The following is a 14,323-nucleotide window of genomic DNA, read 5'->3' on the forward strand; positions in this document are numbered from 1 at the left end:
CACGCTGCGTCAGGCGTCGCGCCGCGCGCCCTCCGATGGTGTGACCGTGAAGATGTGCGGGGCGCCGAAACCGGATGCCGCGAACGCCGCCGTGACGGCATCCACCACCCCGTCGACCTGATCATGCGAGACGAGTGCGATCGCGGCACCGCCGAAGCCGCCGCCGGTCATCCGGGCCCCGATCGCGCCTGCGGCGAGTGCGGCGTCGACCGCCGTGTCGAGCTCGGGCGCCGAGATCTCGAAGTCGTCGCGCATCGAGACGTGCGATGCGACGAGCAGGTCGCCGATCGCCTCGGGTCCCTCCGCGCGGAGCGTGCGGACGGTCTCGACGACGCGCGCGTTCTCCGTGACGATGTGCCGCACGCGGCGAAACGTGACCTCGTCGAGGAGTTCTGCGGCGCGCGGGAGGTCCTCGATCGACAGGTCCCGCAGCGCAGACACGCCCAGCGTACGAGCGCCGAGCTCGCATGAGGCGCGGCGCTCGCCGTAGCCGCCCGTCGCGTGGGAGTGCTTGACGCCCGTGTCGATGACGAGCAGCTCGAGCCCTGCTCCGGCGAAGCCCAGGTCGACGACGTCGGCCTCGAGCGAGCGGCAGTCGAGGAAGATCGCGGCGTCGGGGCGCCCGAGCATCGATGACATCTGGTCCATGATGCCGGTGGGGGCTCCGACGGCCTCGTTCTCGGCTTTGCGCCCGATCTTCGCCAGGGCGACGCGGTCCAGACCCAGGTCCCACGTGTCGTTGAGCGCCGAGGAGACCGCGCCCTCGATCGCGGCCGACGACGACAGACCCGCGCCGACCGGCACGTCTGAGGCGAGGGCGAGGTCGACGCCCGTGCCTTCACCCACCTGCAGCAGCGCCCACGCCACGCCGAGCGGATAGGTCGCCCACTCGGGCACCTCCGCCCGCAGCGCCGGGAAGTCGAGGTCGTCCAGCGCGACGTCCACGACCTCCGACGAGAAGGTCGAAGCGACGCGGATGCGGCCGTCGGTGCGCTGCCCGAGCGCGACGAAGGTGCGGTGCTCGATCGCGAAGGGGAACACGAAGCCGTCGTTGTAGTCGGTGTGCTCGCCGATGAGGTTGACGCGGCCCGGTGCCGACCAGACGCCGGCGGGCTCGGTGCCTGTCAGCTCGGCGAAGAGGGTTCGCGCGGCTTCTTCGGGCGCGAGGGTGGTGGTGGTCACAGGGAAACTCCTTCGACGGCTTCGCGCAGGCGCGCGGCCGAGGTCTCGGGCGGGACGTCTCCGATCCAGGCGCCCATGGCCGCCTCGGAGCCCGCAAGGTACTTGAGCTTGTCGGCTGCGCGCCGCGGGCTCGTGAGCTCGAGGTGCAGCCGGACGGTGTCGCGGCCCGCGCCTACGGGGGCCTGGTGCCACGCCGCGATGTACGGCGTGGGTGTGTCGTAGAGCGCGTCGATGCCGCGCAGCAGCCGCAGGTAGAGCGGTGCGAGCTCGTCGCGCTCGGCGTCCGTGGTCTCCGTGAAGTCCGCGACGTGACGGTGCGGCAGCAGGTGCACCTCGAGCGGCCAGCGCGCGGCGAACGGCACGAAGGCCGTCCAGTGCTCGCCCTGCAGGATGACGCGCTCCGAGCCCCGCTCGAAGTCGAGGATGCGCTGGAAGAGGTCTGGCGCCGTGCGGTCGATCGAGTCGAGGAGCCGCGTCGTGCGCGGCGTGATGTACGGGTACGCGTAGATCTGGCCGTGGGGGTGGGGGAGCGTGACGCCGATAGCCTCGCCGCGGTTCTCGAACGGGAACACCTGCTCGACGCCGGGCAGCGCCGACAGTGCCGCCGTGCGGTCGGCCCACGCTTCGATGACGGTGCGCGCGCGCGTGGTCGACAGCGTGCCGAACGACCCGGAGTGCTCGGGGCTGAAGCACACGACCTCGCACCGGCCGACGCTCGTGCGCGTGCGGCCGAGGCCGAGTGCTGCGAGGTCGTCGAGTCCGCGGGGCGGGTTGGATGCCTCGGGCGCGTCGCCGTGCGCTGTCGTGAGCGCAGGGCCGAACGAGGGCGACTTGTTCTCGAAGACCGCGACGTCGTACAGCGACGGGATCTCGCTGGGGTTCGTCGGTGTCTGCGGTGCGAGCGGGTCGAGCTCGGCGGGCGGCAGGAACGCGCGGTTCTGGCGGGCGGCCGCGACCGAGATCCAGTCGCCCGTCAGGACGTCGAGGCGCATCGTCGCCGTCGCGGGCCGCGGGTCGAGCGTGCGGGCATCGATCGCGCGCTCAGCACCGAGCGTCGTGTCGGGGTCGTCGTAGTAGATCAGCTCGCGGCCGTCGGCGAGGCGGGTCGACCGCTTGACGACGTCGGCGCCGAGGACCTCGGGGGCGATCTCAGTCATGTTCACGTCAACATGGTAGAGCGGCATCCGTGTTATCGTCAACACGGAACTTTTCGGAGGTGGATCGTGGATCGGCGAGTGTCGATGGCGGATGTCGCGGCCCTCGCCGGCGTGTCCGGCCAGACCGTCTCGCGCGTCGTCAACGACAGCCCGCGCGTCGATCCCGCCACACGCAGCAGGGTCGAGCAGGCGATGGCCCGGCTCGGCTATCGCCCGCATCGCGCCGCGCGCGCCCTCCGCACGGGGCGCACGCAGACGATCGGGCTCATCGCCTCGACGCTCGCGACCGTCGGCAACTCCCGCATGCTGCAGGCCGTCGCCGATGCGGCGGCCGCGCGCGGGTACGCCCTCGTCGTCGTGACGCTCGGCGTCGGGTCCGACATCGCCGGCGCGTTCGATCGCCTCCGCGATCAGGGTGTCGACGGCGCGATCGTGCTGAACGAGGCGACGGATCTGGTTCGGGATGCCGACACCCCCGCCGGTCTTGCGCTCGTGGTCGTGGACTCCCCGAGCGACGACCGCTTCGGCGTCGTCGCGACCGATCACGCGGGGGGAGCGCGCGCCGCGACGGAGCACCTGCTCGGTCTCGGCCACGCGACGGTGCATCACGTCGCGGGTCCCGCCGGCTCGTTCGCAGCCGCCGAGCGCGAGCGCGGCTGGCGCTCGGCGCTCGAGGAGGCGGCGATCGTTCCGCCGGCCGTGATGCGGGGCGACTGGACCGCGGCCTCGGGTCACGTCGCCGGCGTCGCTCTCGCCGAGGACGCGGCGGTCACCGCCGTGTTCGCGGCGAACGATCAGATGGCGCTCGGCGTTCTGCGCGCCGTCGCCGATGCGGGGCGGGGTGTGCCCGAGGTCGTCAGCGTCGTGGGCTTCGACGACGTCGCCGATGCGGCGGACTTCCGTCCTCCGCTCACCACGGTGCGCCAGGACTTCGACGCGCTGGGCGAGCGAGCCCTCGAGCGGCTCGTCGCCGAGATCGAGGACCGCCGCGATCCAGCGTTCGACCTGATCCCGGCCGCCCTCGTGCTTCGCGCCAGCACGGCCTCGCCCGCGCGCTGAGCCGCGTCCGGTAGGCGGGCTTCTTCCGTCGACTTCGTATGCTCTCGCCGAGCGCACACGTCGTCGGCGCGCGCAACGTGTGCGCTCGGCGAGTGCCTACGATCTCGCCGCCGGCCGCGCACGCTGTCGACGCGCACGATGTGCGCGCTCGGCGCACCCGGCTGACGCACGGCGCGCCCGGCTTCCCAGCCGGTACGGACCATCTCGTCGCCCGGCATCCCTCATCGCCCGGCTTTGCGCGCCGCGTCGAGCCGTCCATAGCCCGTGCTCTCGCCGAAACCACCCGCTGTTGACGCGCATATCGTGTGCGCTCGGTGAGAGCACGGGCTCTCGCCGTGACCCAATCCTGCGAGTGCGAGCATCGAGCGGATACAGCGACGATCCGTGCCCGTCTGAGGCTGCCCACTGCATCCACCCGCCGACTTCGCATGCGCTTGCCGAGCGCACACGTTGCTGACGCGAACGGCGGGTATTCTCAGCGAGTACCTAGGCTCTCGCCGCCCGTCGGCCGCGCGATCGAGGCCGTCCGATGCTGCGGCGACTCGTGCCCGTCCGCGATGCTTCCCGGGGCATCCCTTGCGTCGAGTTCGTATGCTCTCGCCGAGCGCACACGCTGTTGACGCGAACGACATGTGTTCTCGGCGAGTGCGTGCGACCTCGCCGGTGTCGGGCTAGTGGGCTCGCCGGGCTTCCCAGCCGGTGCGGACCATCTCGTCCACGGTGTAGCGGTTGGCCCAGTCCAGGTCGCGGGCGGCGAGCTCGCCGGTCGCGACGATGCGGTCGGGGTCGCCAGGGCGGCGCGGCCCGATCTCCGGCGTGAAGGCGATGCCGGTGACGCGGGCCATGGCATCCATGATCTGCTTCACCGAGAGGCCGTTCTGCGACCCGAGGTTGTAGGCGGGTTCGATGGGCTGGCCGGCGGCGAGGCGCTGTGCGGCGACGACGTGTGCGGCGGCGATGTCGGCGACGTGCACGTAGTCGCGCACGTTGGTGCCGTCCTCGGTGTCGTAGTCGTCGCCGTTGATGCGGGGCGTGCGGCCCTCGATGAGCGCCTCGAACACGAGCGGGAACAGGTTGTGCGGACTGGTGTCGTAGACGACGGGGTCGCCGGATCCGACGACGTTGAAGTAGCGCAGCGAGGTGTGGCGGAGGGGATGCTCCGACCCGGCCGTCGCGGTCGCCTGGTCGCGGAGCAGCCATTCGCCGATGAGCTTCGACTCGCCGTACGGCGACGCGGGCCGCTTGGGGAGGTCCTCCGTCACGAGCGGCACGTCGGGCGTGCCGTACACGGCCGCGGATGACGAGAACACGATGTTCGCGACGTCGGCCGCGTGCATCGCCTCCAGCAGGATGCGGGTGGCCTCCACGTTCTGCGCGTACGTGTGCAGGGGGCGCTGCACCGAGACGCCGGCGTACTTGTAGCCGGCGACGTGGATGACGCCCTCGACGGCGTGGTCGCGAAGGGCCTGCTCGACGAGGTCGCTGTCGAGGATGGTGCCGCGCACGAACGGCACGCCGTCGGGCACGAAGGCCTCGTGGCCGCTGGAGAGGTCGTCGATCACGACCGGGGCGAGATCTGCTGCAGCGAGGGCGCGCACCACGTGCGCGCCGATATAGCCGGCACCGCCGGTCACAAGCCAGGACATGGCACCCATTCTGCCCCGTCGCCTGAACGGAAGGGGAACGAACCAGGTCCTGAAGGTTGCGATTGTCCGGTTTGCGCCATCTATTTGCGCATCGTTTCGGGACGCCGCGAACGTGAGCTTAGACTCTGCACATGACCGGTCTCTCCGTCGAGCGGGTTCGCTCCTCAGCACGGCTGCTGCAGGGCGTCACGACGGCGGTCGGCACCTCGTCTACAGGCGAAACACGCCGGAAACATGCGGAAACATGCCGCATGTTCGGCGCGAAGTGAAGGGGGACCGTTGATGGCTCCGATTCGTCGTTCAGCAGCCGCGGCTGTGGACGCACTTGGTTCCCCGATCGCCGCCGCGGGTGCGGGATCCGGTCTCACGGAGGGTCGGACTGCGTCCCGCCGAGCAGCACAGACCAATCCTCGTCCGGTTGTGGATGAACCCAGGGGCGCGCTCTACGAATTCGCGACAGACCTGCCCGGCGCGCGTCGGATGTCTGTCGTCGTGACCGGACCCGACGGGGAGCCGATCGAAGCCACCTGGATATCGCTTCCTGCGTCGGCAGAGACGCCGGGTGGCACCGCCGTCGTCGAGCTGGCCTCGACGTCAGGAATCGGCCTGCTCGGCGATCGGCGCGTTCCGTGGGACGCGGGCACAGTCGGGTTCGGCGAGGCGATCGCCGCCGCGCTCGACCACGGAGTCGGCCGCCTCGTGCTGTCGCTCGATCAGGCCGCTTCGATCGACGGAGGTGCCGGGATGCTCACTGCGCTCGGCGCCGTGCTGACCGACTCGTCGTGCCGCATCATCCTACCGGGCGCGCGTGGCCTCGAGCACGTCGCTCACGCCGAACTCGAGGGTCTGCGCGCGCTGCCGCACCGCGGCGTCCTCGCGCTCACCGATTCGATGAACCCGCTCCTGGGTCCCGCGGGAGCCTGCGCGGTGGTCGGTCCGCAGGCGGGACTCGACGCTCGCGACGTCCCCGCCGTGGAGGACGGACTCCGTCGGCTGGCCGGTCGACTGCCCGTCGACTACCGCACGCCCGGCGCCGGCTCGGCCGGCGGCACGGGGCTCGCGCTTCTCGCGTGGGGGGCGCGTCTCGTTCCGTGCGCGGTCGGCATCGCCGAGCTGATGGATCTGCGGGAAGAGATCGAGCAGGCTCACTGAGCCGACCCGTTGCTCGGCCGCTCGCGCGGCCGAGCAACGGGTGACAGGTCAGGCTCCGCCGAGTGCCTCCGACACGACGGCGCGCGCCTCCTCCTGCACCTCGGCGAGGTGCTCCGGGCCGCGCAGCGACTCGGCGTAGAGCTTGTAGACGTCTTCCGTGCCCGACGGGCGTGCGGCGAACCAGGCGTGCTCGGTCTGCACCTTCAGCCCGCCGATCGCGGCGCCGTTGCCCGGCGCGTGTGAGAGCTTCGCGGTGATCGGCTCGCCAGCGAGCTCCGTCGCCGTGACCGCCTCCGGTGCAAGCTTCGACAGCGCCGACTTCTGCGCGGGGGTGGCGGGGGCGTCGACGCGCTGATAGGCCGATGCGCCGAACTCCGCCTCGAGCTCGGCGTAGCGCTGCGACGGCGTCTTGCCTGTCACGGCCAGGATCTCCGACGCGAGCAGGCACAGCAGGATGCCGTCCTTGTCGGTCGTCCAGACAGTGCCGTCCTTGCGCAGGAACGACGCACCCGCAGACTCCTCGCCGCCGAAGGCGACGGATCCGTCGAGCAGGCCGGGCACGAACCACTTGAACCCGACCGGGACCTCGAGCAGCTCGCGCCCGAGCGACGCCGCGACCTTGTCGATGATCATCGACGAGACGAGGGTCTTGCCGACCGCGGCATCCGCGGGCCACTCCGGCCTGTGCGAGTACAGGTAGTCGATCGCGACGGCGAGGTAGTGGTTGGGGTTCATGAGGCCCGAATCGGGGGTGACGATGCCGTGCCGGTCGGCGTCGGCGTCGTTGCCCGTCAGCAGGTCGTACTCGTGGCGGCGCCCGATCAGTCCAGCCATCGCGGACGGCGACGACGGATCCATGCGGATCTTCTCGTCCCAGTCGAGCGTCATGAAGCGCCACGTCGGGTCGACGTCGGGGTTCACGACGGTGAGGTCGAGCCCGTACACCTCGCCGATGAGTGCCCAGTAGTCGACGGATGCTCCGCCAAGCGGATCGGCGCCGATGCGCACGCCGGCCTTGCGGATCGCCTCGACATCGATGATGTTCTCGAGGTCGCGCACGTAGGCATCGCGGAAGTCGTACTGGCCGAGGGTTTCGGCATCCAGATCCGCATAACGGGTGCGCTTCACGCCGTCGAGCGATTCGCCGATGTAGTAGTTGGCCTTGTCGGCGATCCAGCCCGTCGCGTCGGTGTCGGCTGGGCCGCCGTTCGGCGGGTTGTACTTGAAGCCGCCGTCACGCGGCGGGTTGTGCGAGGGGGTCACGACGATGCCGTCGGCGCGGCCGGGATCGTCGAGCGCCCGTCCCTTGTTGTAGGCGAGGATCGCGTGGCTCAGCGCCGGCGTCGGCACCCACGAGTCGCGCGCGTCCACGCGGACGTCGACGCCGTTCGCGACGAGCACTTCGATCGCCGTCCGCTCCGCGGGCAGCGACAGCCCGTGCGTGTCGCGGCCGAGGAAGAGCGGGCCGGCGATCCCCTGCTCGTTGCGGTAGTCGACGATCGCCTGGGTCGTCGCGAGGATGTGGTCTTCGTTGAAGCTCGTGCTCAGCGACGAGCCGCGGTGGCCGCTCGTGCCGAACGCGACCCGCTCCCCGGACACCGTGGCGTCGGGCTTGAGGTCGTAGTAGGCGGCGATCAGTTCGTCGACGTCGATGAGGTCGGATGCTTCGGCGGGCTGTCCTGCGCGGCTCATGGGTCCCAGTCTGCCCAATCGCGCGGCGGATGTCGCGGCCAGGCTGAAACGCGAAGCCACGTCGGGGTGCCGCGGCTAGGCTCTTTCCGTGACTTCCCAGCCCGAGGACGCCGACCGCCGCACGTACAGCTACCTCGGACCCGCGGGAACCTTCACCGAGGCCGCGCTTGCGCAGGTGCCTGAGGCGCGGGCCCAGATCTGGCGGCCGGTTCGCAACGTGGGCGAGGCGCTCTCCGACGTCGTCGAAGGCCGTTCCGACGCCGCCATGATCGCCATCGAGAACTCGGTCGACGGTGGTGTCTCGACCGCTCAGGACGCCCTGGCGACCATGCCCGGACTGCGGATCGTGGGGGAGTACCTCGTTCCCGTCGACTTCGTGCTCGTCGCGCGACCCGGCACCAAGCTCGAAGACGTCTCGCTGGTCGCCGCGCACCCCGTCGCCTATTCGCAGTGCCTCCAGTGGCTGTCGCGCACCCTCCCCGGGCATGCGCACATCCCCGCGTCGAGCAACGTCGCGAGCGCGATGGGCCTGATCGACGGGACGAGCGATGCGGATGCGGCGATCGCCCCGCCAGGCATCCTCGACCATCACGAGCTCGAGCTGCTCGCCGAGAAGATCGGCGACAACCTGAACGCGGTCACCCGGTTCGTGCTCGTATCTCGTCCCGTCGCGCCTCCGCCTCCGACGGGCGCCGACAAGACCTCGCTCATCGCCGAGCTGCCCGACGACCACCCCGGCGCGCTGCTCGAGATGCTCGAGCAGTTCGCGACGCGGGGCATCAACCTGTCCCTTCTCGCCTCGCGGCCCATCGGCGACGAGCTGGGACGCTATCGCTTCGTCATCGACGCCGATGGCCACATCGAGGACGAGCGCATGGCCGACGCGCTCCTCGGACTTCGCCGCTTCAGCCCGAAGGTGATCTTCCTGGGCTCGTATCCGCGGGCCGATCGCGTCATCGTGCGGTACCCCGATCGGTACTCGGACGACGTCTTCATCGAGGCGCGGGACTGGCTTCGCGGGCTCATCAGCGGAGAGCCCGAGTCCTGATCCATGACCGAGGTGCTGCGGTACGCCGCCTTCGTCGACGGCGCTGAGGGCGGAGGCAACCCCGCCGGTGTGGTTCCGGATGCCGGCGCCCTCACCGATGCCGAGATGCTGGCGATCGCGGCCGAGGTCGGCTACTCCGAGACGGCGTTCCTGACCGGACCCGCGGACGACGGCCGACGGGGCATCCGATACTTCTCGCCGATCGCCGAGGTGCCGTTCTGCGGCCACGCGACGATCGCGACCGCCGTCGCGCTCGCCGAGCGGGAGGGGACGGGCGAGTTCCGATTCGCAACCCCCGTCGGCGAGGTCGTCATCGACACGCGCGCCGCGGCGGGCGGCGGCGTCGAGGCGTCGTTCACCAGCGTCGACCCGGACGTGGACGAGGTCGAGCCCGGAACCCTCGACCGGCTGCTCGACATCCTCGGGCTCGCACCCGACGCCCTTGCGATCGACTTCCCGCCGCGGATCTCGTTCGCGGGCAACCGTCACCCGATCCTCGCCGTCGAGCGCATCGAGACGTTCGACGCGTTCACGTTCGATCCCGCCGCACTTCGCGCACTGATGGACGCCGAGGACTGGGCCGGCACGGTCACCGTCATGCACCGCCGTACTGACGAGGAATGGGAAGCTCGCAACCCCTTTCCGGTCGGTGAGATCACCGAGGATCCCGCGACGGGTTCCGCGGCCGCGGCCTTCGGCGCGTATCTGCGCGCGTTCGACCGCGTGCCGGCGAGCGGCAAGGTCGTGATCCACCAAGGCCGTCACGTCGGCCGCCCCAGTGTGCTGCGCGTCCAGATCCCTGCCGATGGCGGGATCACCGTCTCGGGCGGGGCCGCGCCCATCGGCTGACCCCGTGCCGGCTCGACTCCGATGGGCACGTCGGCAGCCCGTTCGCCAGTGACCATCTGATCGCGAGCAGGATCGTCCGCCATCAACTGATCCCGGGTGAGTGCGACCACTTTCGTCTGACCCTGTGCACGCGTGGCTCCCACCGCCTCATCGGTCACCAGGTTGCCGCCGACCACCTGATCGCGAGCGGGTTCGTCTGCACCCATCTGACCCCGAGCCGACTCGCCTCCGGTCGGTCCGACGCGCGCCGGTTCGACTCTGTTCGCCCGATCCCGAGCTGGTCCGGCGCGCACGACCTGGTCGGCGCCCCTCACTGGACTCCGCGCGAGCCCGGTGAAGCGCAGCAGGCTCCGCGGCCGCAGGAGCCGCGGCTTCTCCTCCGACCCCGCCGGCGGATGGAGCCAATAGCCGAACTCGTCGCGGATGATCCGGAAGCCGAGGTTGTGCAATCGCATGTGGCAGTTGCGGCACAGGAGCACGCCGTCGGCCGTGTCGGTGCGTCCGTGATGCTCGTGCCAGTGATCGAGATGGTGCGCCTCGCAGCGTGATGGCTCGGCGCCGCAGTCGAGGCATCCACCGTCCCGGATCGCCATCGCGATGCGCTGGCGGCGCGTGAACAGTCGCTTCTCGCGACCCACGTCGAGCGGAGAGCCCTGACCGTCGACGATGACGGGCAACACGCCGGCGTCGCAGAGATACGTCTCGACGACGCCCGCGGGTGCGGCCTGACCGGTCTCCTCGTAATAGCCCACACCGCGCTCGCGTTCGAGATCGTCGCGACTGACGACGATCCGCACTCCGGGCTGACGATCACCGAACGCCTGCGCGGGATCTGCCTGGGCTCCGGTCTTCAGCACGGCCAAGATCCTGTCGTACTGCAGCTGCTCGTTCGTGCGGCGGTCGGCGTCAGGCTCGGCGGGCGCCCCATCCGCCGGTGCGACGAACCGGGGCCCTCTTCGCGGGCGGAGCGCCGCGTTGAGCAGGGTGCGAGCCCACGCGGCGCCGTCGTCGTCGAACCGGATGCGCGCGCAGTGCTGGCCGTTCTCGTCGACCCACATCGTGAACGAGCGTCGCTCGAACCGCTCCTCGAATCGCAGCTGCGTTCCGAGCGGATCGAGGGTGTCCCGGGCGAGGCGCGCCGCTGCTCGGAGGTCTTCGACGACGCGGTCCGCAGCCTCCTCGATCAGGATGACGGCCGCTTCGCGCCACCCTTCGCGCAGGCGATCGGGGTCGTCATGGGGGTATCGATCGATCGGTGGCTCACCGAGCCCACGTCTGATGGCGTCGAACTGATCACGTGACAGCGCGCCGTCCCCGAGCGCCCGCGTCAGTGGAGCGAACCACGGCTCCGGTGGGGGAGCGTCGCCCCGCGCCTGAGGCGCAATAACGCCCGCGATGAGGTCTCGCCCGGCATCCGTGGCCTTCCTGACCTCGACGGCCGTCTGGCCGGTCACTGTCTGGATCAGCGTCGTCGCCGTGCGATGACCGGTCCGCTGCGCGAGCCCCGAATACCCGAGCTCACGTTTCGACCGCCGCTCGATCTCCGCTGAGAGTGCAGCCGCGACGACGTCGAGTGCCCGCCGCGCATCCGTTACGGCGTGCAACCCAGCGAGGAGGGCTTCATCGTCGACCGCCGTAGCGGAGGGGACTTCGCTGGCGCCCATCACGGCCTCGATGCGTCCCGTCGCCTCGGTGAGGCGTTCGATGATCGTCGCCAACGCGCATGCCTTTCACGAACCTCGTGAGAGTGGGCACGTCTCTCGTTGTTGCTGCTTCGACTCTACGGAGAGCCTCCGACATCGAGACCAGCCCCGCGATCCGACACGTCGTTGGGCCGGGTCGCGGGGCTGATCAGCTCGGTGCGCGAGCGCTGATCCGGTGTTCAGTGCGCACCGAACCACGGCCGGGCGCGCCGCAAGAGGCGGAGCCGACTTTCGCCGGCCCCGCCCCCGGGCCCCCGCGCGGTTCCGCGTCGCCGTCTCCGGCGAAGCGGAGAGCCCAGGGCGAGGCGCCGTTCCCAAGGCGGCGCACCCGTCGGGGCCTCGCTCCGCCGACAGCGTCGGCGGAGCGTGCTGAGGAGGTCTCCCCAAAGATGTGTCTCCGGAGCATTTACCCCTATCCAGGCTCTATGAAGATGCTATAGGATCGCTTACCAGGCCGATCGGACTCCCAGCCCGCTCGGGCGAACGCACGGCGTGCGCTCAGGAACGCCCGGTCGCAAGCAATTCCAGAGTCTGCACGCGGCCGGGTGAGGCATCCATCGGCTCGCCGTCGTAAGAGCCTGCGATGGGGGAGATCATGACCTCGTCCACCTCCCAGCGAGCGGCGAACGCCGCGAGCTCGGTCGCCACGGAGGCGCCGGTGCCCACGAACCACTTCGCCCGCGCGCCGGCCATGATCTGCTCGCCCAGCGAGTCGAACTCGGATGCCGCCGCGCGCGCCTGCTCGACGGTCTCGAGCGCGACGAGCGGGCGGTTCTGGCGCAGCCGCGCCATCATCCTCAGCTGCGGGATGGCCCGCTCCTCCGCCTCCTCGAGCGACGGAGCCGCGATGACATTGGCCGTCAGGAATGTCCGAGGCTCGGGGTATTCCTCATTCGGCTGGAACTGCGCGCGATACAGCCCGAGAGCGCGCTCGAGCCCTTCGCCCGAGAAGTGGTTCGCGAACACGTAGGGGAGGCCGAGGGATGCTGCGAGCTGCGCCGAATAGTCGCTCGACCCGAGCAGCCAGACCTCGGGCGCCCCCGTCGCGGCGGGTGTCGCGTGCACGTCGTAGGTGCCGCCCGAAGTGAATTGCACTGTCGCGCCTTCGGCGCCGACGAGCCGCGTGATGTCGCGCACGTGTTCGGGGAACCGCTCGACGTCGCTCGTCGTGCCCGACATTCGCAGCAGCTGCGTGATCACGGGGTCGCTCCCGGGAGCGCGGCCCAGGCCGAGGTCGATCCGCCCGGGCGCGAGCGCCTCGAGTGCCGCGAACTGCTCGGCGACGACGAGGGGCGAGTGGTTCGGCAGCATGACACCGCCCGATCCGACACGGATGCGGTCGGTGCGCGCCGCGGCGGCGGCGATGAGCACGGGCGGCGTCGTCGATGCGACGGCCGGCATGTTGTGGTGCTCGGCGAACCAGTAGCGGCGATACCCGAGCGCGTCGGCGCGCTTCGCGAGGGAGAGGGATGCCGCGACGGCCTGTGCGCTCGTCTGGGCCGCCCGCACGGGCACGAGGTCGAGGACGGAAAGGGCCGGGGCGGAGGTGGCAGCGCTCATCGCTTCAAGCCAACCTCGGTCTCGGCCCATCCATTCCGGGTCGGCGACTGCGAACGGGGCCGAGCGACGCCGGGGACCCGGCGGGGTGGCACGGCGAGACGGCTCAGGCCGACCTGCGGTCGAACATCAGGCCGAGCCCCGCCACACGACCGGACACTCGAGCACGCGTCCGCCCGCCTGCGGATCCTCGCCCCGCAGCTGGGCCAGCACCGCCCTCGCGGCGGCGCGGCCGAGCTCGTCGGCGGGCTGGTGCACCGTCGAGAGGGGAGGGTCGCAGCGCAGTGCCCAGGAGCTGTCGTCGAAGCCGACGACGCCGACGTCGTCCGGCACGACTCGCCCGGCATCCCTCAGGACGTCCAGGGCGCCCGCGGCGACGGCGTCGCTCGACGCGAAGACGCCGTCGATGTCGGGGCTGCGCTGGAGGAGTGCCCGCATTCCGGCCTGGCCGTCGGAGTACGAGTAGAACGGCACCCGCTCCACGAGCTGCGGGTCGAAGCGGTTGCCGAGGGCATCGACGAATCCGGCGAGCCGGTCCGAGCCCGAGTCGCGGTCGAGCGCGGCCGCGATCATGCCGATGCGGCTGCGCCCCGTCGCCGCGAGCCGGGTCGTGATCTCGCGTGCACCGGCGCGGTTGTCGATCGCGACGTAGGCGGCCTCGCCGATATCGCGCGGATGCCCGACGAACGCGGCGGGGAGCCCCAGGTCGGCCACGGCGCGCGTGATGGGGTCGCCGACGCGCGCCGAGACGATGATGACGCCGTCGATCAGGCCGCCGCTGAGGTAGCGGGCGAGGCGGTCGATGTCGCGCTGACTGTCGGCGATGAGGCACGACAGCTGGTAGTCGGCGTCGGACAGCGCGGCGTTCGCGCCGAGCAGGATCGACCCGATGTTGGGGTCCTCGACGAAGAGCGAGTGCGGCTCGTGCACGATGAGCCCGATCGCCTGCGAGCTCTGCATCACGAGGCTGCGCGCGGCGCGGTTGGGCACGAAGCCGACCTTGGCGATCGCCGCGTCGATCGCCGCCCTCGCCTCGTCCGAGACGTAGGGCTGGCCGTTGAGCACGCGGCTCACGGTGCCGCGCGAGACCCCCGCCTCGGTCGCGACGTCCTTGACCGTGGCGCGCTTCCGTCGGCCGTTCGTCTCCACGCGACCCATCGTATGTGCACGCACACATCCCAGATCGGCGATTGACAGCACGATTGCGCCGGTCCTACTCTGTACACGTTCACAGAAACTCAGCGCTGAGGAACAACGCGCGGATCTGTGCACGTTCAC

General features: G+C 70.7%; 12 protein-coding genes. 5 read left to right on the top strand and 7 right to left on the bottom strand.

The features are described from left to right. Positions 1 to 9 precede the first annotated feature (9 nt). Both galK and galT read right to left on the bottom strand, forming a co-directional pair. Positions 10 to 1,182 (bottom strand): galactokinase, encoded by a 1,173-nt coding sequence (galK, locus tag ACH3VR_RS13810; RefSeq protein ID WP_397556887.1) that lies wholly within the window; start codon positions 1,180 to 1,182, stop codon positions 10 to 12. Beyond that, positions 1,179 to 2,339, bottom strand: coding sequence for a galactose-1-phosphate uridylyltransferase (galT, locus tag ACH3VR_RS13815; protein ID WP_397556992.1), 1,161 nt, complete (start codon positions 2,337 to 2,339; stop codon positions 1,179 to 1,181). Before galT ends, galK begins: the two co-directional genes overlap by 4 nt. An 84-nt stretch (positions 2,340 to 2,423) precedes the next feature. Here galT and ACH3VR_RS13820 point away from each other — a divergent pair, with 84 nt between their 5' ends. Then, complete coding sequence (locus ACH3VR_RS13820) at positions 2,424 to 3,398, top strand: LacI family DNA-binding transcriptional regulator (protein WP_397556993.1); 975 nt, start codon at positions 2,424 to 2,426, stop codon at positions 3,396 to 3,398. Between the two features lie 671 nt (positions 3,399 to 4,069). On the opposite strand, the gene galE is transcribed toward ACH3VR_RS13820, so the two are convergent. Further along, positions 4,070 to 5,044, bottom strand: coding sequence for a UDP-glucose 4-epimerase GalE (gene galE, locus ACH3VR_RS13825; protein WP_397556888.1), 975 nt, complete (start codon positions 5,042 to 5,044; stop codon positions 4,070 to 4,072). A 131-nt stretch (positions 5,045 to 5,175) separates the two neighbouring features. On the opposite strand from galE, the gene ACH3VR_RS13830 reads away from it, so the two are divergent. Both ACH3VR_RS13830 and ACH3VR_RS13835 read left to right on the top strand, forming a co-directional pair. Then, positions 5,176 to 5,313 (top strand): hypothetical protein, encoded by a 138-nt coding sequence (locus ACH3VR_RS13830; protein WP_397556889.1) that lies wholly within the window; start codon positions 5,176 to 5,178, stop codon positions 5,311 to 5,313. A gap of 13 nt (positions 5,314 to 5,326) precedes the next feature. Further along, positions 5,327 to 6,196: a glycerate kinase gene (locus ACH3VR_RS13835; protein WP_397556890.1), complete on the top strand. Its 870-nt coding sequence runs from the start codon at positions 5,327 to 5,329 to the stop codon at positions 6,194 to 6,196. 48 nt (positions 6,197 to 6,244) lie between these two features. On the opposite strand, the gene pgm is transcribed toward ACH3VR_RS13835, so the two are convergent. Then, on the bottom strand, positions 6,245 to 7,888 hold the full coding sequence (gene pgm / locus ACH3VR_RS13840) for a phosphoglucomutase (alpha-D-glucose-1,6-bisphosphate-dependent) (protein WP_397556891.1): 1,644 nt from the start codon (positions 7,886 to 7,888) through the stop codon (positions 6,245 to 6,247). An 88-nt stretch (positions 7,889 to 7,976) separates the two neighbouring features. Between pgm and pheA the strand changes: the two genes are divergently transcribed. Beyond that, positions 7,977 to 8,936 carry a prephenate dehydratase gene (pheA, locus tag ACH3VR_RS13845; protein ID WP_397556892.1) on the top strand — a complete coding sequence of 320 codons (960 nt, stop codon included), beginning with the start codon at positions 7,977 to 7,979 and terminating at the stop codon, positions 8,934 to 8,936. A 3-nt stretch (positions 8,937 to 8,939) separates the two neighbouring features. Beyond that, positions 8,940 to 9,785, top strand: a complete 846-nt coding sequence (locus tag ACH3VR_RS13850) for a PhzF family phenazine biosynthesis protein (protein WP_397556893.1) — start codon at positions 8,940 to 8,942, stop codon at positions 9,783 to 9,785. On the opposite strand, the gene ACH3VR_RS13855 is transcribed toward ACH3VR_RS13850, so the two are convergent. The 3 genes from ACH3VR_RS13855 to ACH3VR_RS13865 all read right to left on the bottom strand — a co-directional run bounded on the left by ACH3VR_RS13855 (position 9,698) and on the right by ACH3VR_RS13865 (position 14,203). Beyond that, positions 9,698 to 11,503, bottom strand: a complete 1,806-nt coding sequence (locus tag ACH3VR_RS13855; protein ID WP_397556894.1) for an HNH endonuclease — start codon at positions 11,501 to 11,503, stop codon at positions 9,698 to 9,700. The genes ACH3VR_RS13850 and ACH3VR_RS13855 overlap by 88 nt on opposite strands. A gap of 483 nt (positions 11,504 to 11,986) precedes the next feature. After that, on the bottom strand, positions 11,987 to 13,048 hold the full coding sequence (locus ACH3VR_RS13860; protein WP_397556895.1) for an LLM class flavin-dependent oxidoreductase: 1,062 nt from the start codon (positions 13,046 to 13,048) through the stop codon (positions 11,987 to 11,989). A 126-nt stretch (positions 13,049 to 13,174) separates the two neighbouring features. Continuing rightward, positions 13,175 to 14,203, bottom strand: a complete 1,029-nt coding sequence (locus ACH3VR_RS13865) for a LacI family DNA-binding transcriptional regulator (RefSeq protein WP_397556896.1) — start codon at positions 14,201 to 14,203, stop codon at positions 13,175 to 13,177. Positions 14,204 to 14,323 lie beyond the last annotated feature (120 nt).

It is taken from the genome of Microbacterium alkaliflavum (assembly GCF_044325405.1).
Classification (GTDB): Bacteria; Actinomycetota; Actinomycetes; order Actinomycetales; family Microbacteriaceae; genus Microbacterium; species Microbacterium alkaliflavum.